Origin of the sequence: Fodinibius sediminis (assembly GCF_900182555.1) — a bacterium.
Classification (GTDB): Bacteria; Bacteroidota; Rhodothermia; order Balneolales; family Balneolaceae; genus Fodinibius; species Fodinibius sediminis.
This window is the reverse complement of sequence record NZ_FXTH01000004.1, coordinates 94,119-116,623: the sequence shown is the minus strand read 5'-3', so window position 1 is coordinate 116,623 and position 22,505 is coordinate 94,119. Positions and strand designations below refer to the sequence as shown.

Below are 22,505 nucleotides of genomic sequence, written 5' to 3'. Positions count from 1 at the left end.
ATTAACCTCTCTGGGATTTGGAAGTTGAAGACGTGGCCCGGCTGTGGTCGCTTACCTTGTCGACGCCTTCAAAGAACGTCTTCAGGTTGGCCGTTTCCACGGGCAGCACGGAGACGTTGGAGCGGTCGATGATGTGGCCCAGCTGCCCGATAAACTGTTCGATAAGCTGGGTCTTGACCGCCAGGTCGCCGCCCGGCTTGGCAATGGCCTCGGAAATTCGCTTGATGCCCTTGGAGGTGGCTTTGGCAATGAGCTCAATTTCCCTCGCTTTGCCCTTGGCTTCATTAATGCGCTTCTGGCGCCGGGCTTCGGAAATGAGGATGGCCTCCTGGCGCTCTCCCTGCGATTCGTTGATCTTGAAATCACGCGTCCCCGTGGAGGTGGTGATTTCCGCGCGTTTGTCGCGCTCGGCTTCCATCTGCTTCTCGAGGGTGTTGATGAGGTTATCCGATGGACGAATATTGCGGATTTCGTACCGCAGCACCTTGATGCCCCACGGGTCGGAGGCCTTGTCGATCTCGCGGACAATATTTTCGTTCATCTGCTCCCGCTCGGAGAAGGTGTCGTCGAGGGTGATCTTGCCTATTTCGCTCCGCATGGTGGTCTGTGCCAGGTTGATGGCCGCCAGCTTGTAGTTGTGAATGCCGTAGCTGGCCTTGTAGGAGTCCATCACTTTGACGTAGACCAGTCCGTCCACTTCGACCTCGATATTGTCTTTGGTGATGCAGGTCTGGCTGGGTACGTCGATGACCTGCTCGCGCATCTCCTGGCGGTAGGCGGCACGGTCAACGAAGGGAATCAGGAAATGGAGGCCGGGTTTCAGGGTCTCAGTATACTTGCCAAGACGTTCCTGGATAACCTCTTCCCGCATCTCCACGATGATGAAGACTTTGGTGAAAATAAAAACACCGATGGCTATAATAATTAGTAGGGTCGTCCACATGATGTTGGATGTTGGTTGAAATGAACATATGAATGTGTTGCAGTCATGGTATTGGGTGGTACGGGAGCGTCTGCAACCATGCAGCTGCCCGGGGATGGCTGCCCCCGGCTGCCTTATTCTTCAAGCTCGTCGACGGGCTCCACGATCCAGGTGACATTGTCGCGATAGCGGATTTTGGCTTTGGAGCCGGCAGGAATTTCCCCTTCCAGCGTTTTGGCCTGCCAGGAGATGCCCTGGAAGCGTATGCGCCCCGAGTGATCTTCGGCGTTTACCGGTTCAATAACGTCCACAACCTGGTCCATCGCCTCCACATCCTCGTTGGCCAGTTTATAGCTGCTTTCGCCGCCCCAGTATTTCATCAGCAGCGGCCGCATCACCAGGATCAGCGCCACGGAGGTGAAAAGCCAGGTGATGACCGAGGCGGCAGGGTCTGCCAGGATCCCCAGCCAGCGCAACAGCCCCACGACCAGCCCGCTGAATCCCAGGAAAAAGGATACCCCGCCCGGGACCAGGGTTTCAAGAATCATCAGTGCAAATCCCCCGATAAAAAAAATTGTCGTCAGCGTTTCACCATCCATTGCGTACTCTTCTTCTTAAACTATGTATCCAAATAATAGATAAAATTCTGACCACTGCAAACTGGGAATATTTAATAAGCTTTCCGGCATAAAACCTTTGCCGGCAGGGCACTAGTCAGCTTTTCGGAGAAGGTTCTGCCAGGATAACAGCCCGAATGCAGGTCTGCGGGGGCAGGGCCGTCCGGCAGCTGGTTTCGCAAGGTCGGGCGGGTACAATTAAAATAGCCCGGCGACGAATATCGCCTTTCCGGGGAACAATTCCTGCAGAGGGGGTAGTATAACAGAGTGAACCGCAACAAGAATAAATAGACTATTATGAAGAAGTTATTACTGCTACCATTAGTTGCATTATTATTTACTCCTTTTGCAGCGCACGCACAAAGCAGCTCAGACGCTACGATCTCCAATACCCTCGGCGTTGGACCCCGCCTGGGATACTACCAGGCCGATGACGCCGATGAAGGGAGCTTCTACGGAGGCGCCCAGATCCGGGCCCGGCTGGGCAGAATCGTCGGTCTCGAGGGGGCCATCGACTACCGTACGTCCCAGGAATATGATCTGGGAAGCTATTCGGCCGACGTGCGGCAGATCCCGGTGACGGCTTCCGCTTTGCTGTACCTGCCGGTCAGCGAGCACTTTCAGCCTTATGGTGTTGCCGGGCTGGGAGCCTACTACGACATGGTGGATTTCAGTGAGGAGGCCGAGTCAATCCCCGGCGTGGAAGACGATCACAGCGTGGATTTCGGCTATCACCTGGGATTCGGCCTGGAACTGCCTTTTAACAGGAACACGGCCCTCAATGTTGACTACCGGTACATCTTCCTGGATCCGGGCAGCGACACCTTCGGAGACGTGGAAGATGCCGACTTCAGCGGTAATGTATTGTCAGCCGGTCTGATGTTCTATTTCTAACGGCATAAGTGCATGGCACACGAAGAGATCAGCAGGGGTCGCCGGCAACGGCGGCCCCTCTTTTTTTGAATGAAATACGGCAATTCTCACTTGTTTCTTTGCGTTAAGCTTTACAACTTCATAGGCATTTAAATTAGATCTAAATAATACGATTTACCTTTTAGCCTCATGTCTGAAATAAAGCTGCCGGAAGTTGAGCTGAATATCTATACGCCCCGGGAACCTGTTGAAGCAGTTATCGTTGAGAACCGCATCTGTACCAAGGAGAGCAGTCCCAATTTTGTCCGTCATGTGACCTTTGATATTTCCGGAACCGAGCTTGAGGGCCATGTGCAGGTGGGCCAGTCGATTGGTATTCTGCCGCCGGGTGAGGACGAAAACGGCCGGCCCCATAAACTGCGGCTGTATTCGGTATCGTCCCCGACGAAGGGGGAGGACGGGCAGGCGCACCTCGTTTCGACGACGGTCAAGCGGACCATTGAAGAGTTTGACAACAACGAGCTGTACCTGGGCGTCTGCTCGAACTACCTGGCCGACCTGCAGCCCGGCGACAAGGTGAAGATGACGGGGCCCAGCGGCCGCCGGTTTCTGCTCCCGGAAAATGCCACTGATTTCAACTATGTCATGTTCGCCACCGGGACGGGCATCGCCCCCTACCGCGGGATGATCAAGGAGATGATTGAGGCGGGTATCGAGAACGATATTGTCCTGGTCTTCGGCTGTCCCTACCGCACGGATCTGCTGTATGCGGATTACTTTGAGCCCCTGGCCGAGGAATACGACAACTTTCACTACCTGCCGCATATTTCCCGGGAAGCCCGCCGTGCAGACGGTACCAAGAAGTATGTGCAGACCTGCCTCTGGGATGCGGCTGAACTGATGGATCCGCTTCTGGAAAAGGAAAATACACTCTTGTATATCTGTGGATTGAAAGGGATGGAAGCGGGTATCTACCAGGCTCTGGGACAGAAAAAGCTGAATGAATACCTCGACATCCGGGAGCCCGCAGCCGGCAAGAAGCCGGAAGACTGGGATGAAAAGGACCTGAAGCGCTATGTGAAGCCTTCCCCGCGCACCTTCGTGGAAGTCTATTAGTATAGTGAGGCGGCAGGGGCAGCCGGTAATAGCCTTCCCCGGGCCTCAGGACGGGGGGGCTTCAAGATTGGTGATGCCGCCAGAGATAACGTACTTCATGGCATCGGCGGATTCCAGCTCCAGGGGCTGTACCTTGTCGACAGGCACAAAGAAGAGGTTGCCTGAGAAGTTGTAGGAGTGCGGACAGTACACGGCAACCTTGTCGCTCATCCCGAGGTCGGAGAGGTCTTCCTGCGTAATAAAGCCCATCCGCTGGACGGGGAGGTCCCCGAACTGCACGACGACTGGCTTGTCAAATCGTTTTTTGTCTCCGACAAAGGCTTCGGTGAGGTCTTTAAGGGCGGTGTAGATAATTTTAATGATGGGTACCCGTTTCAGCAGCCCTTCAAAGTAGGTTACGAGGGGACGGGTGAAGGTGAGGGAGAAGATATAGCCGATGATGGAAATGCCCAGAAATACGGTCACGATGCCCAGACCCGGAATATCCACGCTCAGCCACCGGAACAGCAGTTCGTTGAGCACATTGTTCGACCAGATGACGGCCGAGTAGATGATGTAGGCTGTAGCACCAAGGGGGAAAACCAGGAGCAGGCCGCGAAAAAAATTATTCAGTAAGGGACGCATAAGCTGTCGGATTGATTATGGGATGGTGTCAGAAGGAGCCGCCCGAAGGACCGCTCCCAAATTTGTAGGTTATGGAGATGAGTTCAACACTATTTTTTACTATTTTCAACGTCTGTAAAATTTGCAATTAAGTAAAAATTAATTTTCATGTCTCACAAGAGCTCTGCCCAGATACGCCAGGAATTTCTGGATTTCTTTAAATCAAAACAGCACCTGCCGGTTCCCAGTGCACCGGTTGCCCCCAAGGATGATCCTACGCTGCTGTTTACCAATGCGGGGATGAACCAGTTCAAGCCCATCTTCCTGGGCGAACAGTCCGGCTATAAAAAAGAGGGCGAGACCTGGCAGCGCGTTGTGGACAGCCAGCGGTGCATCCGGGTAAGCGGCAAGCATAACGACCTCGAGGAGGTGGGCCGCGATACCTATCACCACACGCTTTTTGAGATGCTGGGAAACTGGTCGTTCGGCGACTATTTCAAGCGGGAGGCCATTCGCTGGGCCTGGGAGCTGCTGGTGGATGAATGGGGGCTTGAGCCCGACCGGCTGTATGCAACGGTATTCGGCGGCGACGAGGACGACGGCCTGCCGGTGGACGAGGAGTCGATTGAGCTCTGGAAGTCGGAGACGGGCATTGAGGAAGATCACATCCTGAAATTTGGCAAGAAGGATAATTTCTGGGAGATGGGGGAGACCGGTCCCTGTGGGCCCTGCTCTGAGGTGCATGTTGATTTGCGGCCCGACGAAGAACGCTCCGGGAAGCCGGGGGCGGAGCTGGTCAATATGGATGACCCCAAGGTCATGGAGATCTGGAATCTGGTATTTATCCAGTTCAACCGCCAGGCCGACGGCTCGCTGGAGAAGCTGCCGGCCCAGCATGTGGACACAGGGATGGGCTTCGAGCGGATGTGTGCCGTGCTGCAGCAGAAGACATCCAATTACGACACCGATCTGTTTGAGCCGCTGCTGAATAAGATCGGGGATCTTGCGGGGGTCATCTATGGCAATGAAGAGCAGGTGGATATCGCCATGCGCGTCATTGCCGATCATATCCGGGCGGTGAGTTTCTCTATTGCCGACGGGGTATCGCCGGGCAACGACGGCCGGGGATACGTGGTACGCCGCATCCTGCGCCGGGCCATCCGCTACGGCTGGGACCGGCTGGAATTGAAAGAGCCTTTTTTCCACAAGCTGGTACCGGTGCTGGCCGAGCAGTTTTCCGAGGTCTTCCCGGTATTGATTCAGCAGCAGGAATATGTGGTTAATGTCATCCGTTCGGAAGAACAGAGTTTTCTGAATACCCTGGGACAGGGCATTGAGCTTTTTGAAGAGATGACCAGGGAGAGTGATCGGATTTCGGGGGCGGAAGCCTTTAAGCTGCACGATACGTATGGCTTTCCGATCGACCTGACGCAGCTGATGGCGCGGGAGCGGGGCGTCGAGGTAGACCAGGAAGGATTCCGGCAGCTGATGCAGAAGCAGAAGGACCGCGCCCGGGCCGCGGGTACGTTTACCGTCGACCAGTCCACGCAGGAAGAATGGATCACTGTCGTCGATACGGAGGATTTTGAGTTTACGGGCTATGACGAACTTATGTCTGAAGCCCGCATTAAAGCCCTTCGCCCGGCCGGGGACCAGAAGGCTCTCATCCTGGACCGGACGCCTTTCTATGCCGAGAGCGGGGGACAGGTGGCCGACACCGGCGTGATCAGCAACGGGGATGAGCATCTCCGCGTGTTGGATGTACAGCCGTCGCCCGATGGCCATGTGCATATTGTGGACAAGCTGCCCGAGAACCCGGAGGGAACCTGGGAGGCCATGGTTGACGGCGAGCGCCGCCGCGAGATTCGCAAGCACCACTCGGCCACGCACCTGGTCCACGCGGCGCTGAAGCAGGTGCTGGGAGACCATGTGGCACAGAAGGGCTCGCTGGTGGACGAGCATCACCTGCGGTTCGACTTTTCACACTTCGAGCAGATTACCCCTGATGAACTGGCACGGATTGAAGAGATCGTCAACGACAGGATCCAGGAGAACATCGTCCGCACCGAAGAGCGCGAGGTGCCTATAGAGGAGGCCCGGGAACGCGGGGCTACGATGCTTTTCGGAGAGAAATACGGCGACAGGGTGCGGGTCATTTCGTTTGATCCGGACTATTCGATGGAACTCTGCGGGGGCACCCATGTGGATGCAACGGGTGAAATTGGTTATTTCCGTTTTGTGGGCGAGTCGTCCGCGGCGGCCGGAGTGCGGCGTATCGAAGCGAAGGTAGGAAAAAGCGCCGACCATCTGCTGCGGTCGGAGCATGAGCTTATCGGGCAGATACGGCGGGAGATCGGACAGAGCGAGGATCTTGTGCATGATATCCGTCAGCTTAAAGAAGACCGGAAATCACTGGAGCGGGAGCTGGAGCAGCTGCAGCATCAGCAAAGCCTTTCACAGCTGAATGAATTGTTTGAACGGGCCACTGAACTGGAGGGGGATATCCGGCTGGTGAGGGGCGAAATTCCCCATGCCGATATGGACCTGCTGAAGCAGCTGGGATACGAGGCCCTGGAAAAAGCCGGGGAGTCAACGGTGACCATTCTTGGAGCGCGCGACGAGGAGGAAGGCAAAGTCTATGTTGCCGCTGCTGTTAGCCGGGATCTCATCAGTGAACGAAATTTGAAAGCCGGCGACCTGGTCGGCAGGATCGGCCAACTGCTCGGCGGCGGCGGGGGCGGGCAGCCCAACCTTGCCACGGCGGGGGGGCGGAAGCCGGAAAAACTCAATGAAGTGCTGGACCGGCTGCCGTCAATCATTACTGAAGTATTGAATCAAAGCTGAATCCTCTTTCTCCTTATATATTATATGGGCAAACGTTTTTTAACGTAAACAATCTGTAATATTCGAGAATTTTCAGTATATTTTGAAACTATAATTTCAAAATATTTAATATTAATAGTTGAAGCTACACTTGTTGGCATAATTAGTTACTATGGCTGATAAAAAGAACGAAGCGCAAGAAGAAATACAGTTTACTCCATCTGGAACGGGTATTCGCACCAACGGGCAGGTTGTACCAAGCACCGAGCTGCCATCGCCCACCAGGAAAAAACATAAATCACTTGGTCTTTCTGAAGATGATGTGGTTGATATGTTTGAACAGATGTACCTGCAGCGCCGTTTTGAAGAACGGGCCATGCAGATGTATCAGAAGGGGAAGTTCGGGGGGTTCCTTCACCTCTATATGGGGCAGGAAGCCATCTCCACCGGAACCGTGTACGCCCTGAATGACGATGATGATATTATCACGGCCTATCGCGATCATGGCTGGGGACTGGTGCGCGGCGTTTCGCCGAAAGCGGGCATGGCTGAACTCTACGGAAAAGTGACGGGCTGTTCGCGCGGGAAAGGAGGATCCATGCACTTTGCCAACGCGGAAGAACATTTTTGGGGCGGTCACGGCATCGTCGGTGGCAGCATCCCGCTGGGCGGAGGCATCGCTTTTGCCAACAAATATAAGCAGAACGGCCGGGTGACGGCATCCTTCATGGGTGATGGTGCTGTGGATCAGGGGGTGTTGCATGAGACCCTGAATATGAGCCAGAACTGGGGGCTTCCCTGCATTTTTGCCATTGAAAACAACGGCTATGCCATGGGAACGGCCGTGCACCGCCACTCGGTGGGCGAGCTGGTTGACCGGGCCAAGGGCTATGGCATGAAAAGCATGGTTCTCAACGGGATGGATGTATTCACCGTCTATGAAAAGATGAAAGAGGTAGCCGAGGACGTGCGTGAGAATTCCAACCCCTGGCTTGTTGAAATTCGAACCTACCGTTACCGGGGGCACTCCATGTCGGACCCCATGAAATACCGCACCAAGGAAGAGCTCCAGGAGTATGAGAAACTGGACCCGGTGGAGCGCATCAAGAATTACCTGCTCAATGAGGATATTATCGATGAGGACAAGATCGGTGAAATCGAGGATTCGGTGGAGGATACCGTCATGGAGGCCATTGATTTTGCCGAAGAGAGCGACTTCCCTGACAAGAGCGATCTGTACCGGGATGTCTTTGTAGAGGATGACTATCCGTTCCACACCTAATAGCGGTTTCCCGGCCGGCAGATCCGGCAACAGCAATTACAACAAGGTTAGATTTAATTTTAGCAATAATTTTGACATAGAAAAATGGCTGAACTACAATTCAGAGAAGCAATACGTGCTGCCATCGATGAGGAAATGGCACAGGATGAGAACATTTTTGTAATGGGCGAGGAGGTGGCCGAATACAACGGTGCCTACAAGGTAACCGAAGGCCTGCTCGATAAATACGGCCCCAAGCGAATGATTGATACCCCCATCGCCGAGCTTGGATTCGCTGGTATCGGGGTAGGGGCCGCCATGAATGGTCTGCGTCCCATTATTGAATTTATGACCTTCAACTTTGCTGTACTGGCCGCGGACCAGATTATCAACCACGCTTCCAAGATCCGGTATATGACCGGTGGACAAATTAAGATTCCTATTGTATTTCGGGGGCCGAATGCGTCTGCCGGACAGCTGAGTGCCACCCATTCGGTTGCCTACGACTCGATGTATGCCCACTTTCCGGGGATGAAGGTGATCTACACTTCCGAGCCGGAAGATGCCAAGGGGCTGCTGAAATCGGCCATTCGCGATGAAAACCCGGTACTTTTTATGGAGTCTGAGCAGATGTACGGACTGAAGGGAGAAGTAACCGACGAAGAGGATTTCACCATCCCGATAGGCAAAGCCAAGGTCAAGCGCGAAGGCAGTGATGTTACGGTGGTGGCTCACGGCAAGATGTATCACGTGGCAACCCAGGCGGCGAAGCAACTTGAAAAGGACGGGGTGGAGATGGAGATCATTGATCCGCGAACGGTCAAGCCCCTGGATATTGAGACGATCATAACCTCCATCAAAAAGACCAACCGCTGCGTTATTGTCGACGAAGCACATCCTTTTGGCGGTCTGGCGGCCGAAGTTGGTTATTTGATCCAGCGGGAGGCTTTTGATTATTTGGATGCACCGGTGCAGCGGGTTACCTTGCCGGATACCAGTGCGCCTTTTGCTAAAAATCTTTTTGACGAATGGTTGCCCAGTGCCAATGAGGTTATTGATGCTGTGAATACCGTCACCTATCGCAAGTAATCCAAACGTACAAATTTAACATACTTACTTATGGCAATTAAGGTTGAAATGCCCAAATTGAGCGATACCATGGAAGAAGGGGTTATCGCCAAGTGGAATGTAGAGGAAGGAGATTATGTGGAGTCCGGTGATATCATCGCCGAAGTAGAGACCGACAAGGCCACGATGGAGGTTGAGGTCTTCGACTCCGGAACCATTCTGAAGATACTTGCTGGTGAAGGGGATGCGGTACCGCTGGGCCAGGTCATGGCTGTCATCGGTGAAGAAGGGGAAGATATCAGTGAGATCCTGGCGGAAGCCGAATCGGGATCTGCTGAAGCCGAAGAACCGGCCGAGAAGGAAGAAGAGGCCGCTGGGCAGGAGAAAGAGCAGGAGGAAGATTATGATCCGGTTTTGGAAGATGTGGATAAAGAGACTGCCACTGCACCGGATTCCGACGGGCGGATCAAGGCGTCGCCGCTGGCCCGTAAGATGGCCGAGGAACAGGGGATTACCCTTTCCAATGTCAAGGGAAGTGGACCGCAGGGACGCATCGTAAAATCCGATATAGAAAGCTATGAGCCCGCAAAAGCACCGTCTGCGGCTGTGGTATCGCGCGAAGACAAGGAGATCCGCGTCTCCCAGATGCGCAAAACCATCGCTCGCCGGCTCTCCGAGAGCAAGTACAACAACCCGCATTACTACGAGACGGTTTCCGTGGATATGCAGCCAGTGTGGGATGCCCGAAAACAGATTAATGAGGTCAGTGATACCAAGATAAGCTTCAACGATATTGTGGTGAAAGCCAGTGCCGCTGCCCTGCGCAAGCACCCGGAGATAAACAGTTCCTGGTACGAAGATAAAATTGTGGAACACGGGGATGTGAATATTGCCGTGGCCGTAGCCGTTGATGAAGGACTCTTGACGCCGGTGATTGACAATACCGACCAGAAGGGATTGCAGCAGATAGGTATTGAGACGAGGGAGCTTGCCGAAAAAGCTCGTAACCGCAAGCTGCAGCCGGAGGAGATGGAAGGCAGCACCTTTACCATCAGTAACCTCGGCATGTTTGGCATCGATGAGTTTACAGCCATCATTAACCCGCCCAACGCCTGTATCCTGGCGGTTGGGGCTATCAAGGAGGTACCGGTGGTCGAAGACGGCGAGGTGGTGCCCGGAAAACGGATGAAGATGACGCTCTCGAGTGATCATCGTATAGTAGACGGCGCCATGGCGGCCAAGTTTTTAAATACGCTCAAGCAGATGCTTGAAAATCCGCTGGGCATGCTCCTGTAAACGGGCTGACCCGATTTCTAAAAAAGGTTCTGGATCGAAAGATTCAGAACCTTTTTTTATACATTTATATTCCTAATTCCGTTTGCAGCTTCCTATATTATCGCACTCACAGTGCGGATAAAATTATTAAATGGTTGATGTTATGAAAGGTATTATTCTGGCCGGTGGTACGGGCTCGCGCCTGTATCCTCTTACAAAAGTTACCAACAAGCACCTGCTGCCCGTTGGGGAACAGCCGATGATTTATCACCCGATTCGGAAGCTCACGGAGGTGGGCATTAGGGAGATCCTGATTGTGACCGGTACAGATCACATGGGGGATGTGGTTAACCTGCTGGGGTCGGGCAAGGACTTCGACTGCCGTTTCACCTACAAGGTGCAGGACGAGGCCGGGGGGATTGCCCAGGCGCTTGGACTGGCAGAAAATTTTGTGGGTGATGATACGATGACGGTGATCCTGGGTGATAATATCTTTCAGTCTTCCCTTCAGCAGGCCGTCGATCATTACCCGGGCAAAGGGGCCCAGATCCTGCTCAAGGAAGTGGACGATCCCCAGCGGTTTGGCGTGGCCCGGGTGGAGGGAAATAAGATTATAGGGATTGAAGAGAAGCCGGAACATCCGAAGAGCAACCTGGCGGTAACGGGCATCTACATGTACGATGCCCGGGTGTTTGATTACATCCGAACACTTGAGCCCTCGGATCGCGGGGAACTTGAAATCACGGATGTCAACAATCACTATATTGCGGCGGGACAGATGCACTTTTCGGTTATGGAAGGATGGTGGACCGATGCAGGCACGCAAAAATCCTACAAACGGGCCAATGAACTTGTAGACAGGCAGGAAGCATGATGATCATACTGTTGGGTGCGGGCGGACAACTGGGTCGGGAATGGCAGCACTTCCTTGAACGATCCGGGGAGGAGCAATATGACTTTATTCCCTATTCCTCGTCGGATCTGGATATCACCCGTTCCGATGAGCTGGCCGCAGAACTTGAAAAACGACAGGCCGATGTTGTTATCAACTGTGCAGCCTATACGAATGTGGACGGGGCGGAAAAGGAACGGGAACGGGCCCGCAAGGTCAATGCAGGCGCAGTCAGCCAGCTGGCCGAGCTAAGTACGGTACTGGGTTTCAAGCTCATTCACTATTCCACGGATTATGTATTTCCCGGCCGGGCGGAAGATCGATCGAAGTACCCGCAGGGATATGGCGAGGATCATCCCGCAGCGCCGGTCAATTTTTACGGGCAGACGAAGTGGGAAGGCGAGCAGGCCATACGGGCCAAAAGCAGTAATTTCCTCGTGCTCCGGGTTTCCTGGCTGTGCGGGGCCTATGGGGCTAATTTCATCAAGACGATGCTAAAGCTGGGACGGGAACGCAAAGCATTGCAGGTGGTCAATGATCAGTTGGGCAGTCCCACCTTCACATCCAGCGTCGTGCAGCACAGCTGGACCTTGTTGCAGGGGGGACATACGGGCACTTTCCACAGCACATCCGGGGGGCTGTTGACCTGGTATGACCTGGCTAAGTCGGTTTTTGAGGAAGAAGAAATGGAGGTGGAGGTAGAAGCGGTCTCCTCCGATGCCTTTCCCACGGCGGCCCGGCGGCCAAGATTTTCGAAACTGAATACGGGGAAGATAGCATCTCTACCGGGCTGCGAGATCATCGACTGGAAAGAGGGACTCCGGAGAATGCTTGAACAGCTGTGACAGCCGGGGGGCGTGCTCTGCAATTAAAAAAGGAAAATCCTATATTCACAATCAGGAAATTAACACCTTAAGCAACGTCACGAGACAGGACAGCATGAACATAACCCCCACCAATATTCCCGACGTACTTCTCCTGGAACCGAAGGTATACGAGGACGAACGCGGTTTTTTTCTGGAGACCTACCGGGAAGAGCATCTGCGCTCCCGGGGAATTGATGTACATTTTGTACAGGATAACTTGTCGAAGTCACAGAAGAATACGGTACGGGGGCTGCATTACCAGATTGACCAGCAGCAGGATAAACTGCTGATGGTCATGCAGGGCACGATCCTGGATGTGGCCGTGGACCTTCGCGCGGATTCTTCATCATTTGGGGAATACACGGCCGTGAAGTTGACGGGAGAGAACAAGCATCAGCTCTTTATCCCCAAGGGGTTTGCCCACGGTTTTTCCGTACTTTCTGAGGAGGCGCTGGTCTATTACAAGTGCAGTGCCTATTATTATCCGGAGGGTGAACGGGGCCTCAGATGGAATGACCCGGAGCTGGATATCGACTGGCAGGTGGAAGATCCCATTGTTTCGGAGAAGGATCAGCAGCAGCCATTATTAGACGAAATTTCCAAGGAAGATCTTTTTTATGGATAAGCGTATTATTGTTACAGGAGGGGCGGGATTTATAGGGTCTAATCTGTTGTGTTATCTGCATGAGAGGTATCCCGAAACTAATTTTTTGAATATCGACAAGCTGAGCTATGCCTCGGATCTCTCATACCTGGGAGCGATTAAGGATTCGAACCGTTACACCTTTAAAAAACTGGACATTGTTGACCGCAACGCAGTCAGGGATATCATCCAGACCTTCAAGCCCGACGGGGTCTTTCATCTGGCCGCTGAATCGCATGTGGACAACTCCATCAAAGGCCCCGAACCGTTCATCCAGTCGAATGTCGTGGGCACCTTTAACATGTTGGAAGAGTGCCGAAGGTTCTGGCAGCAGGATGAAAAGGTGCATCGGTTCCTGCACGTCTCCACCGATGAGGTATATGGTACACTGGGTGATGAGGGAGCGTTTTCAGAGGAGACGCCCTATGCTCCCAACTCACCGTACTCTGCGTCAAAAGCGGGCAGTGATTTCATCGTCCGTTCTTATTATCACACCTACGGGATGAATGTAGTGACCACCAATTGCTCCAATAACTTCGGTCCTCACCAGCACGATGAAAAATTGATACCAACGGTCATCCGGACGGCGTTGCAGGGCAAAGACATTCCGGTTTATGGCCGGGGAGAGAATGTTCGGGACTGGTTATATGTGCTGGATCACTGTGAGGCACTCGATCTCGCCTATCAGGAGGGCAGGGCGGGAGAAACCTACGTGATTGGCGGAAACAATGAGTGGAAAAACATTGATCTGGTGCGCAAGATCTGTGACATCCTGAACGAGGAATGTCCCGGCGACTCTGTCAGCGATTATAACGAGCTCATAACCTTTGTGACGGACCGCCCGGGGCACGATTTCCGCTATGCCATCGATGCTTCAAAAATCAAACGGGAGCTGGGCTGGTCTCCTTCCGCTGCTTTTGAGGATCATCTCCGGGAGACGATACGATGGTATATTAAACGGTACCAGAAGTAGAAGTCGGCCACCGGGCTGTATTCCAGTCCGTCCCTTGCGGTTGCTTACTTCTCCGGCATGTTGTTTCCGCGGGGGACAAATGCCTGGATGTCGGTAATCTCGCGACCCAGTATGAGGCCGTGGATATCGTAGGTGCCCTCGTAGGTATTGACGGATTCAAGATTCATGACATGGTGCATTACGCGGTAGTCGCCCGTGATGCCGTTAGCCCCGTGCATATCGCGGGCTGTGCGGGCAATGTCAAGAGCCCTGCCGCAATTGTTGCGTTTTGCCAGTGAAACCATGGAGTGATGATCGCGCCCTTCATCTTTAAGTTTACCCAGCCGCCAGGCCAGCAGCTGCATCTGCGTGATATCCGTCAGCATGTTGGCAAGCTTGGTCTGCGGAAGCTGGTTGGCGCCAATGGGATAGCCGAACTGTTTGCGGTCGAGTACGTATTGCCGGGCTTTCTGGTAGCAGAATTCTGCAGCACCGACAGTGCCCCAGGCTATCCCGTAGCGGGCACTGTTGAGACAGGCAAACGGGCCTTTGAGGCCGGTGACATCGGGGAATACATTTTTTTGGGGTACAAAGACATCCTCAAATACCAGTTCTCCGGTCTCTGATGCGCGAAGTGACATCTTGTGTTTTGTGGCAGGGGCGCTGAAGCCGTCCATTTCTTTTTCGACAATGAAACCGCGGATGACGCCTTCATCGCTTTTGTTCGCCTTCGCTTTGGCCCACACGATGGCTACATCCGCGATGGGGGAGTTGGTAATCCACATTTTGGCTCCATTGAGGATCCAGCCACCGTCGGTCTTCAGGGCTGTGGTCGTCATCGCCCCGGGGTCGGAACCGTGGTCAGGTTCGGTGAGTCCGAAGCATCCGATGAGCTCGCCTTTGGCCAGGCTGGGAAGAAAGCGTTCTTTTTGCTCTTCGGTCCCAAATTTGGAAATGGGTAACATCACCAGCGACGACTGCACCGACATGAATGAACGATAGCCCGAATCTACACGCTCTACTTCACGGGCAATGAGCCCGTACGCCGTCTGGCTGACGCCGCTCCCGCCATACTCCGGGTCGATAGCGGCTCCCAGAAGACCAAGTTCTCCCATCTCTTTGGCAATGGCGGGATCAAAATATTCTTCCTGGTTGCCTTTGAGCGCTCGCGGCTCCAGCTTGCTCTGGGCGTAGTCACGGGCTGTTTCCATGATCATGCGATCTTCTTCACCGAGCTCGGATTCGAACAGGAAAGGATCATTGATGTTGAAGCTATTTCGGGCCATAGGAATCTATTTTAGAAATGTCGGTTAATGTGCTGTAACGTTAATGATTGTAAAGACGGCTAACCGCTGCACAAGCGTTAAATGGTTAAGAGTCGCGCTCCCGCAGACCGCCGAATTTTTCGTCGGGCCTGGCAATAGAACAGCTTCACTTGCCGGAACCAAACTTAATTCCAGAATTCTTTTTTCAATTCACGAGCGATGATCATCCGCTGTATTTCGGAAGTCCCCTCGCCAATGGTCATCAGCTTGGCATCGCGCAAAAAGCGTTCTGCGTGATACTCCTTGATATAGCCGTAGCCCCCATGGATCTGCACCGCCTGGTCGGCAGCCCGCACGGCCAGTTCCGAGGCAAAAAGTTTGCCCTTGGATGCAGCTTGTGTATAGGGTTTGCCCTGATCCTTAAGCCAGGCTGCACGATGAACCAGAAACCGGGCGGCATCGATTTCAGTCGCCATGTCGGCCAGCTTCGTTTCAATAGCCTGGAAGTCGCCTATGGGGGATCCGAACTGGCTGCGTTCTCCGGCGTATTTTATCGATTCCTCCAGGGCGCCGCGGGCGATGCCTACAGAAAGTGCACCGATGCCTATGCGACCGCCGTCGAGTACTTTCATCGTATCGACAAAGCCTTTTCCCAATTCTCCCAGCAGGTTTGTTTCCGGTATTCTGACATCTTCAAAATAGACCTCGGTGGTATCGCTCGAATTCATGCCCAGCTTGTCCATCTTGTGACCGGGCTGCACGCCTTCCCGGCTGCTCTCGACGATAAAAGTGCTGATACCCCTGGTGCCTTGCCCGTGATCCGTTTTGGCCAGGACAACATAAATGTCAGCCACAGAACCCTGGGTGATAAAAATCTTTGAGCCATTCAAAACCCATTGGTTGCCGTCTTTGGTGGCTGTCGTTTTCAGTCCCGAGGCATCACTGCCCGATCCGGGCTCGGTCAGACACCAGGCGGCAAGCTGCTGCCCGCGGGCAAGGGGCACAAGATATTGTTTTTTCTGTTCATCGCTGCCGGCCAGGGCGATATGGCCCGATCCGAGGGAGGTATGAGAAGCAACCGTGAGGGCGAGAGAAGCGTCCCACCGGGCCAGCTCTTCAATGGCAAGGCAAAAGCTGATATGATCTACTCCGCTGCCGCCATATTCTTCAGGATGAATCATCCCCATGAACCCCTGTTCCGCCAGCTGTTCAATGAGATCGTGCGGGAACTCTTTTTTTGCGTCTCGCTCTTTGACCCCGGGGGCCACGTACCGCTGTGTGAAATCTCTTATGCTGTCACGGATCAGCTGCTGCTCTTCTGAAAGTTTAAAGTCCATATAACAGGTCGTTTGGTGATTGAAACCGGACTACTAAACGATAGGACTTATTTCGTCAAGAGTAAAATAATAAAAAACGGAAAAACTTCGGGGAAGGCGTATCTGAAGTCTTCTTCCCGAGAGACTGAAGAGCATGGCCAAAGAGGAGGATTATGCCCGGGGAATTATTTCCCGGGCATGGAGGCTACGGAAAGGAGGGAGAATTTCCAGCAGCCTGTTTTAAGGATTAATTGCCAAAAATTGTCCAGCTCCGGATCCCCTCCTCTGTCTGGGCAATGAGTTCGGTGTAGCCGTCTTCATCTATATCAGCGACAATAGGATACTGCATGCCGGTGGAGGGGATGATATGCATGCGCTCCCCGTCGGCCGACTGCCAGGCGTAGAGACGGGCATAATTTGCCAGGGTGAGGATGTCCTTTCGGTCATCGCGGTTTATGTCAGTGACGAGGGGCGTAAATGAGGGATCGGCCGGTTGACTCATATTCCGGTTCAGCAGCAGCTGTCCCTCAGTGCTGAACACGAAGAAGGAACCATTCGAATCCATGGTGATGATCTTGGTCCCTTCCTGGGCCTGTCCATTGCTTTGGACTGTCAGCGATTCAACAACAGGGCTTCCCACCAGCGATGCTCCCGAGACATAGATGGCTTCATGGTCGGTGCTCGAGGCAGGCGTAATATCCAGTGAGTCGGCAAACAGCTGTTCCGGGCCAATGGCGTAGAGATTTCCATCGGCGGCATTGCCCAGTATTTTGTCTTCAAACAGCGTGGGAGAGCCACTCAGGGGCGCATCTGTGAAGATCGGAAAACCTGCGTGGGAAGTTCCGTCGGATCGCCAGGCGTGGGTGGCATTTCCGGAGAAGGCTACCACGGTTTTGCTCCTTCGGAATTCGCCGACTGCCGGTTGGGCATTGACCGGTGTGTTGGTGGTTACCGGCCATCCATTGATGTTTTGTCCCCGTCCGCTCAGGGCGTGCAGTTCGCGGTTGGCGGTGGCCACCAGTGCATTGGGCAGCCCGTCTCCGTCTATATCACTGATTACAAGGGGTGAAGTGATGGTCTCAGGGAGTGTAAAAGGAAATTTGGGCAGCGCTTCTCCCTCTTCGTTCCACCCGTAAATTTTATTGCCTGCAGCCAGCAAGACGACGTTCTGCTCGGTGTCATACCAGTCGTATACAACCGGGGAACCCACGGGAGTGTCTTCGCCGGTTTCGGTTTCAAATACAACCGACCCGTCGGAGGCGAGCACACGGACACGTCCGGAGGTTGTAGCAAAGATAATTTCCTGGCGGTTGCTGCCTCCGATATCGGCCAGGGCCGGCGGTCCGGAGAGTTCTCCCTGCAGCGGCACTACCCAATTTTCCTCATAGGGATTGCTGCGTTCCCCGGCGCGGTGGGTATTAAGCTGGAACTGCAGGGCTTCATTCTCCTCATCCAGGGTGGTGTAGGCGGTCAGGAAATCGAATTTGGAAAGCAGGACATTGAAATAGCTCTCGGGATACAGGAAGGATTCAAGAAAAGACCCGAAGCCGCTGTTGGCTACAAAAAGACTGCTGATCTGCTCCGGCATATCGGCCTTGATATCCCGGAAGGTGCGCTCGTAATACATGGTTCTTTTCCGTTCATTATCCGACGCTACGATTTCAGCCAGTCCCTTTCGCTTGGAGATGGCAGCAACGTCGTCGGCAATGTTGAGATAGAAGCCCGAAAAGGTCGAAAGGGGACTCCCGATGAGACGAGCCAGAGCCCTGCTCTGGATGATATAGGTGCCTTCCTGCAGCACGGCGAGCTCTTGATTCACCAGCTTGTCCAACTCATTCCGAAAAGCGGAGGGGTTGGAGAGTTTACGCAGGAAAAGGTGCTCCCCCGTTGAGAGGAAACCCGATTCAGCATACAGCACCAGGGCGAATTCTTTGCCCAGGTGACCGGCAATGGCTGCATAGCGTTCCTGTTGGTCGATGAAGAGGGAATCAGTCCGGGTCGTATCGGAAAAGGCGTCGGGCAGTTCAGGGGAGGGAGTCTGGCGGAAAAGGCCAAAAGCCGCGGCACTGGACGATATGTAGCGGTCGAGCGTGATTGCGGCATTTCCCTGGGAAATGGCGGCTACAAGGTCGGTCTTCTCTTCGTCGTTAAGCGGAATGGCGCCTGAAAACTGGTATTCCCTGTTCTGGTCTTCACCTTGTTGGCTCAGGGACAATAAAGCAGGTTCGGTGCCTTTAAAGGCATCCTTAATCCTGGGGTGGTAAATGACTCTTGCCAGCTGCCGCACCGCCTGGTCCAGCGAAGGTGTGTTCATCATTATATGCCCCGGTTCCAGCAAAAGGTCGTCGATATGGGCCCGTGGAGCCTGGCCGGTATAGGCGCGGATGGTTTCTTCAACGCCAAGGCTTGACTCCGAAATAACCAGCATGTCAGCAAGTTGGGCAGCAAAAAGATTTCGATTCTGCAGGTGCAGTTTTTTAATTGCTATATCACCGAAAGAGTACTGGTTTTGTGCAAACTCCTGGTGGTACTGTTCAGTCAGCCGGTCCAGATATTCCGAGGGAGCCTGGGTAATCCAGACGGTTTCGAGTTTATTGGAAGCCCCGGGATACAGGATAATGCCATGGACGGGGGCGGAGGCCTCCGCCGTGGAGTCTATCTCGGAAAGCAGCTGTACTGCCGAAGAGGTTATGTCATCCAGAAAGGGAGCCTGGGAAGAGCTGAGAATGGAATTCAGGGTTGCCTGTTCTCCGGGAATAATGACAAAAGGGGCATCCTCGGGGATCGCTTGGGTCCAGGGTTCGTTGTCTACGGATGAACAGGACAGGAAGATCAGAATGCTTAACAGGAAAAACGTTGCGTATTTCAGGTTATTCATGAATGGGGGTTAGTTTCTCAAAATATTATTGACAATCACGAGTTGATAGTAAAACGATTGAAGAAATCATACCAAAAATACATAGCGCCTCAAAAGTAACAATTATTAGCATAAATGAAGGCGTCAATTTTATAGTCCGCCAATGATATTCTTTCTTACCAATTTGATAAAGTGAGGTTCCTCAAACCAAGGGCTGCGGGCAGATCGCGGATGCCGTCTACCGAAATGGGTATAGATAACGAAGTGAGATGCCCGGAATTTTGTGCCGCGACTAATTTAGTACCGGGGGGGCGATAAACTGGCATCAGAGCAGTGACCCCGGTTTTTAGCAGCGTTTATAAATCTGATCAGAAAGAACATAATGCATCTCCTTTTGATGCGTTATACATAAAGCAAAAAATGATGATCATACTGGTTTATTTGTGCAACTTTGCTTTATTTAAATATAACCGATTGATATCCAGCTGCGACTGCTGAGTCAATAAGTGAACATATGGTTGAGACTGATTTACATATTATCTACTGGTTCATATTGGGGACCTTTACACTCGCGGCCGTGTTTTTGGCTTCATCGACATTGCTGAATGTTGTGCGGTTACGGAACATCCGGCTTAGTTGGAAAACGGGAAAAATTAAAGGATACCCACTTTTTGCGACTCTTTTTCTGGCAGTAACACTGGCAGCCGGGAGTTTGGCTCTTTACCGGGGAACGACAACCGAGATGGTTGCCGCAGGACTTTACAGCTGGATGGGTTTCTGTTGGTTTACTACCAGTTTTTTTGCCAGCAAACGGTTTATCACCGACCATGGGATTGTCAAGAATGTCAATGAGCCCTCACAGACGGTGGCCTGGCATCAGATACGTGATTTTGTGGAGAAAGAAACAGACGAGCACATGCACTATATTTTCATTTACTCCGCTGATGCCTATGATGAAAATTCGGAATTAATCCGTCTGGAGCTGCAAGTGCCTCACAAACGCCGGCAGGCCTTCCAGAACCTGGTGGCCCATAAGCTGGGCCATCGCATACGGTGTTACGTAAAGGATGATGACACCATTAATGTTGAACAGTTCAAGTGATCAAGCAGCAACGCACACTTAATTTATAACGTATAGAACCCTAGTCATTTGTTTGAAGAGATACAAAATTCTGATATAGTCCAGGAGCGGGCCCTTTTAGTGGGAATCTACGGTCCGGAAACACCTCGTGTACAGGCCGAGGAGTACCTGGACGAACTTGAGATGCTTACCCGTACGGCCGGTGGTATAACCGTGGACAAGGTTCTCCAGAACCGAATGCATCCCGATCCGTCCACGTATATCGGCTCTGGAAAGTTGCGGGAACTGAAACGGCGAGTGAGCGATGAGGGAATAGATACCCTGATTTTTGATGATGATCTCACGCCCACGCAGATTCGCAATATTGAAAAGGCCACCAAGGCCAAGCTGTTGGACCGCAGTGGGCTGATTCTCGATATCTTTGCCTCCCGCGCGCAGACATCGGCAGCTAAAACCCAGGTGGAACTGGCACAGTTGCAGTACCTGCTGCCGCGGCTGACCCGGTTCTGGACGCACTTGTCCCGCCAGCAAGGGGGGATTGGCACGCGCGGACCCGGTGAAACTCAGATTGAGACGGACCGCCGGCTGATCGATAAGCGCATCTCCAACCTCAAGGATAAACTGGAGAAGCTTGACCGGCAGCGGCAGACCCAGCGCAAAGGCCGCTCTGACAATGTTCGGGTCTCCCTGGTTGGTTATACCAATGCCGGCAAGTCAACGCTCATGAATGCGTTGACTGACACTGAAGTGTTGGCTGAAGATCGTCTGTTTGCAACCCTCGATTCAACGGTCCGCCGCTGTGAGATAGCAAATTATGATGTCTTGCTTTCGGATACGGTTGGTTTTATCCGAAAACTCCCGCATGATCTGATTGAAAGTTTTAAATCGACGCTGGACGAAGTACGCGAGGCTGATATTCTGCTGCACGTTGTCGATGCTTCTTCCCTGATGATTCAGGATTATATTGATGTGGTTAATGAGACACTCGATGACATGAATATAACTGACGAGCAAAAGGTGCAGCTGGTGTTCAATAAGATCGATACCATCGATCCTCAGCGCATTCGTGAGCTGAAACAACAGTACCCGGATGCGGTCTTTATATCTGCTGAACGTGGCATTGGACTGCTGAAGCTGGAGGAAAAAATCCAGAACCTTATTGAGGAGGATTTTGTTACGAAGACGATGAGCATTCCCGTAGCGAAATATGAAGGGGTTGCCTTTTTACACCGCGAGGCCAATATTCTGAAGAAAGAATACGTCGGATCGGATGTTGAAGTGACCTTCAGTATTGCAAAGTCCGATTTAATGCGGCTGAAATCTCTGCTTGAGAATATTGATACAGCGGAATCAGTTGCCTAGGTAATCTGTTTATGGAGTAAACACTATAAAAAAGAACAGGCCAATGCTGGTAAAGAAAAAACTTATAACGTCAAAATTTAAGCCGCTGAACGGTACCGATACCATTCAGACGGTTAAAGAACGGATGGACCAGGAGGGCGTGCAGACGCTGCCGGTTATTGACAGCACTACCCATACCCTGATTGGCGAGGTTTCTTACCACGCATTGGAAACGGCTGAATCCGGAAATTCCGTCTCTGATATTGATCTCCAGGATCCGATCAAGCTGTACTGGGGCCAGCATGTGTTTGAAGCAGCCCGCTTGATGCTGCAGTACGAGCGGAAGCTGTTACCGGTGGTCGATGAGGATTGGAAACTGCTTGGGGTCATCGAGAAGGATGAGGTACTGAATGTATTGCCCCGGATGCTTAACATAACGGAACCGGGTTCTGTCATTACGGTTGTGCTCGATCGTATGGACTTCTCAATTACCGAAATTGTGAATATCATGGAGCGGGAGGGGGCTAAAATTCTGGGGCTGACGGTCGAAAAGTCCGAGGAATCTGCCCAGACTATTGAGCTCTCGTTTAAGATTGACCTTCAGGATGTAAGCCGTGTTGCAGCAGCCCTCCGCCGTTACGACTATGTGATTTCCACCAACTCGGAGAACGAAATCTTTAACCAGGATCTTGAAACCCGTGCTGATGAACTGCTCAAGTTCATCGATATGTAGG

Annotated in this window: 19 protein-coding genes; 13 read left to right on the top strand and 6 right to left on the bottom strand. The window is 52.8% G+C overall.

Translation table 11 applies throughout. The annotated features are described in order from the left end of the window. Nucleotide 1: 1 nt before the first annotated feature. Nucleotides 2-943: an SPFH domain-containing protein gene (locus FN808_RS05760; RefSeq protein WP_142713607.1), complete on the bottom strand. Its 942-nt coding sequence runs from the start codon at nt 941-943 to the stop codon at nt 2-4. A 113-nt stretch (nt 944-1,056) separates the two neighbouring features. Next, a complete protein-coding gene (locus FN808_RS05755; RefSeq protein WP_142713606.1) occupies nt 1,057-1,521 on the bottom strand; it encodes an NfeD family protein in 465 nt (154 codons plus the stop codon). Nucleotides 1,522-1,836: 315 nt separating this feature from the next. Between FN808_RS05755 and FN808_RS05750 the strand changes: the two genes are divergently transcribed. Together FN808_RS05750 and FN808_RS05745 are read left to right on the top strand one after the other, a co-directional pair. Continuing rightward, nucleotides 1,837-2,433: an outer membrane protein gene (locus FN808_RS05750; RefSeq protein ID WP_142713605.1), complete on the top strand. Its 597-nt coding sequence runs from the start codon at nt 1,837-1,839 to the stop codon at nt 2,431-2,433. A gap of 168 nt (nt 2,434-2,601) precedes the next feature. Then, nucleotides 2,602-3,528, top strand: coding sequence for a ferredoxin reductase domain-containing protein (locus FN808_RS05745; protein WP_142713604.1), 927 nt, complete (start codon nt 2,602-2,604; stop codon nt 3,526-3,528). A gap of 45 nt (nt 3,529-3,573) precedes the next feature. Here the strand turns inward: FN808_RS05745 and FN808_RS05740 are convergent, their stop codons facing one another. Next, the gene (locus tag FN808_RS05740) at nt 3,574-4,152 is read right to left on the bottom strand and encodes a DUF502 domain-containing protein (RefSeq protein WP_142713603.1); all 579 of its coding nucleotides are present in this window, start codon (nt 4,150-4,152) and stop codon (nt 3,574-3,576) included. 147 nt (nt 4,153-4,299) lie between these two features. Between FN808_RS05740 and alaS the strand changes: the two genes are divergently transcribed. The 8 genes from alaS (at nt 4,300) to rfbB (ending at nt 13,932) form a co-directional block, all read left to right on the top strand. Beyond that, entirely contained in the window at nt 4,300-6,975 is a 2,676-nt protein-coding gene (gene alaS / locus FN808_RS05735; protein WP_142713602.1) for an alanine--tRNA ligase, read from the top strand. A gap of 151 nt (nt 6,976-7,126) precedes the next feature. Continuing rightward, nucleotides 7,127-8,236, top strand: coding sequence for a pyruvate dehydrogenase (acetyl-transferring) E1 component subunit alpha (gene pdhA / locus FN808_RS05730; protein WP_142713601.1), 1,110 nt, complete (start codon nt 7,127-7,129; stop codon nt 8,234-8,236). 84 nt (nt 8,237-8,320) lie between these two features. Further along, nucleotides 8,321-9,304: a pyruvate dehydrogenase complex E1 component subunit beta gene (locus FN808_RS05725; RefSeq protein WP_142713600.1), complete on the top strand. Its 984-nt coding sequence runs from the start codon at nt 8,321-8,323 to the stop codon at nt 9,302-9,304. A gap of 30 nt (nt 9,305-9,334) precedes the next feature. Next, the gene (locus FN808_RS05720) at nt 9,335-10,579 is read left to right on the top strand and encodes a pyruvate dehydrogenase complex dihydrolipoamide acetyltransferase (protein WP_142713599.1); all 1,245 of its coding nucleotides are present in this window, start codon (nt 9,335-9,337) and stop codon (nt 10,577-10,579) included. 142 nt (nt 10,580-10,721) lie between these two features. Then, nucleotides 10,722-11,432 (top strand): sugar phosphate nucleotidyltransferase, encoded by a 711-nt coding sequence (locus FN808_RS05715; protein WP_142713598.1) that lies wholly within the window; start codon nt 10,722-10,724, stop codon nt 11,430-11,432. Further along, entirely contained in the window at nt 11,429-12,295 is an 867-nt protein-coding gene (gene rfbD / locus FN808_RS05710; protein WP_142713597.1) for a dTDP-4-dehydrorhamnose reductase, read from the top strand. Before FN808_RS05715 ends, rfbD begins: the two co-directional genes overlap by 4 nt. A 94-nt stretch (nt 12,296-12,389) precedes the next feature. After that, nucleotides 12,390-12,941: a dTDP-4-dehydrorhamnose 3,5-epimerase gene (gene rfbC / locus FN808_RS05705; protein WP_142713596.1), complete on the top strand. Its 552-nt coding sequence runs from the start codon at nt 12,390-12,392 to the stop codon at nt 12,939-12,941. Then, nucleotides 12,934-13,932, top strand: a complete 999-nt coding sequence (gene rfbB, locus FN808_RS05700; RefSeq protein ID WP_142713595.1) for a dTDP-glucose 4,6-dehydratase — start codon at nt 12,934-12,936, stop codon at nt 13,930-13,932. Before rfbC ends, rfbB begins: the two co-directional genes overlap by 8 nt. Before the next feature lie 44 nt (nt 13,933-13,976). On the opposite strand, the gene FN808_RS05695 is transcribed toward rfbB, so the two are convergent. From FN808_RS05695 to FN808_RS05685, 3 genes are all read right to left on the bottom strand, one after another. Continuing rightward, nucleotides 13,977-15,197, bottom strand: a complete 1,221-nt coding sequence (locus FN808_RS05695; RefSeq protein ID WP_142713594.1) for an acyl-CoA dehydrogenase — start codon at nt 15,195-15,197, stop codon at nt 13,977-13,979. A 164-nt stretch (nt 15,198-15,361) separates the two neighbouring features. Then, nucleotides 15,362-16,513 (bottom strand): acyl-CoA dehydrogenase family protein, encoded by a 1,152-nt coding sequence (locus FN808_RS05690; protein ID WP_142713593.1) that lies wholly within the window; start codon nt 16,511-16,513, stop codon nt 15,362-15,364. Between the two features lie 226 nt (nt 16,514-16,739). Further along, nucleotides 16,740-19,370 (bottom strand): FG-GAP repeat domain-containing protein, encoded by a 2,631-nt coding sequence (locus FN808_RS05685; RefSeq protein ID WP_142713592.1) that lies wholly within the window; start codon nt 19,368-19,370, stop codon nt 16,740-16,742. A 493-nt stretch (nt 19,371-19,863) separates the two neighbouring features. Between FN808_RS05685 and FN808_RS05680 the strand changes: the two genes are divergently transcribed. From FN808_RS05680 to FN808_RS05670, 3 genes are read left to right on the top strand one after another with little or no spacing between them, the layout of a single operon-like run. Beyond that, nucleotides 19,864-20,451, top strand: a complete 588-nt coding sequence (locus FN808_RS05680; RefSeq protein WP_142713591.1) for a hypothetical protein — start codon at nt 19,864-19,866, stop codon at nt 20,449-20,451. Between the two features lie 48 nt (nt 20,452-20,499). Next, on the top strand, nt 20,500-21,792 hold the full coding sequence (gene hflX, locus FN808_RS05675; RefSeq protein ID WP_142713590.1) for a GTPase HflX: 1,293 nt from the start codon (nt 20,500-20,502) through the stop codon (nt 21,790-21,792). A 43-nt stretch (nt 21,793-21,835) separates the two neighbouring features. Next, on the top strand, nt 21,836-22,504 hold the full coding sequence (locus tag FN808_RS05670) for a CBS domain-containing protein (protein ID WP_142713589.1): 669 nt from the start codon (nt 21,836-21,838) through the stop codon (nt 22,502-22,504). Nucleotide 22,505 lies beyond the last annotated feature (1 nt).

What these genes read in the sequence shown, in the direction of transcription:
- FN808_RS05755 (WP_142713606.1), bottom strand. Translation starts at nt 1,521, where the DNA reads ATGGATGGTGAAACGCTGACGACAATTTTTTTTATCGGGGGATTTGCA.
- FN808_RS05750 (WP_142713605.1), top strand. Translation starts at nt 1,837, where the DNA reads ATGAAGAAGTTATTACTGCTACCATTAGTTGCATTATTATTTACTCCT.
- FN808_RS05760 (WP_142713607.1), bottom strand. Translation starts at nt 943, where the DNA reads ATGTGGACGACCCTACTAATTATTATAGCCATCGGTGTTTTTATTTTC.
- FN808_RS05685 (WP_142713592.1), bottom strand. Translation starts at nt 19,370, where the DNA reads ATGAATAACCTGAAATACGCAACGTTTTTCCTGTTAAGCATTCTGATC.
- FN808_RS05690 (WP_142713593.1), bottom strand. Translation starts at nt 16,513, where the DNA reads ATGGACTTTAAACTTTCAGAAGAGCAGCAGCTGATCCGTGACAGCATA.
- FN808_RS05670 (WP_142713589.1), top strand. Translation starts at nt 21,836, where the DNA reads ATGCTGGTAAAGAAAAAACTTATAACGTCAAAATTTAAGCCGCTGAAC.
- rfbC (WP_142713596.1), top strand. Translation starts at nt 12,390, where the DNA reads ATGAACATAACCCCCACCAATATTCCCGACGTACTTCTCCTGGAACCG.
- rfbB (WP_142713595.1), top strand. Translation starts at nt 12,934, where the DNA reads ATGGATAAGCGTATTATTGTTACAGGAGGGGCGGGATTTATAGGGTCT.
- FN808_RS05725 (WP_142713600.1), top strand. Translation starts at nt 8,321, where the DNA reads ATGGCTGAACTACAATTCAGAGAAGCAATACGTGCTGCCATCGATGAG.
- alaS (WP_142713602.1), top strand. Translation starts at nt 4,300, where the DNA reads ATGTCTCACAAGAGCTCTGCCCAGATACGCCAGGAATTTCTGGATTTC.
- FN808_RS05720 (WP_142713599.1), top strand. Translation starts at nt 9,335, where the DNA reads ATGGCAATTAAGGTTGAAATGCCCAAATTGAGCGATACCATGGAAGAA.
- FN808_RS05745 (WP_142713604.1), top strand. Translation starts at nt 2,602, where the DNA reads ATGTCTGAAATAAAGCTGCCGGAAGTTGAGCTGAATATCTATACGCCC.
- pdhA (WP_142713601.1), top strand. Translation starts at nt 7,127, where the DNA reads ATGGCTGATAAAAAGAACGAAGCGCAAGAAGAAATACAGTTTACTCCA.
- FN808_RS05740 (WP_142713603.1), bottom strand. Translation starts at nt 4,152, where the DNA reads ATGCGTCCCTTACTGAATAATTTTTTTCGCGGCCTGCTCCTGGTTTTC.
- rfbD (WP_142713597.1), top strand. Translation starts at nt 11,429, where the DNA reads ATGATGATCATACTGTTGGGTGCGGGCGGACAACTGGGTCGGGAATGG.
- FN808_RS05695 (WP_142713594.1), bottom strand. Translation starts at nt 15,197, where the DNA reads ATGGCCCGAAATAGCTTCAACATCAATGATCCTTTCCTGTTCGAATCC.
- FN808_RS05715 (WP_142713598.1), top strand. Translation starts at nt 10,722, where the DNA reads ATGAAAGGTATTATTCTGGCCGGTGGTACGGGCTCGCGCCTGTATCCT.
- FN808_RS05680 (WP_142713591.1), top strand. Translation starts at nt 19,864, where the DNA reads ATGGTTGAGACTGATTTACATATTATCTACTGGTTCATATTGGGGACC.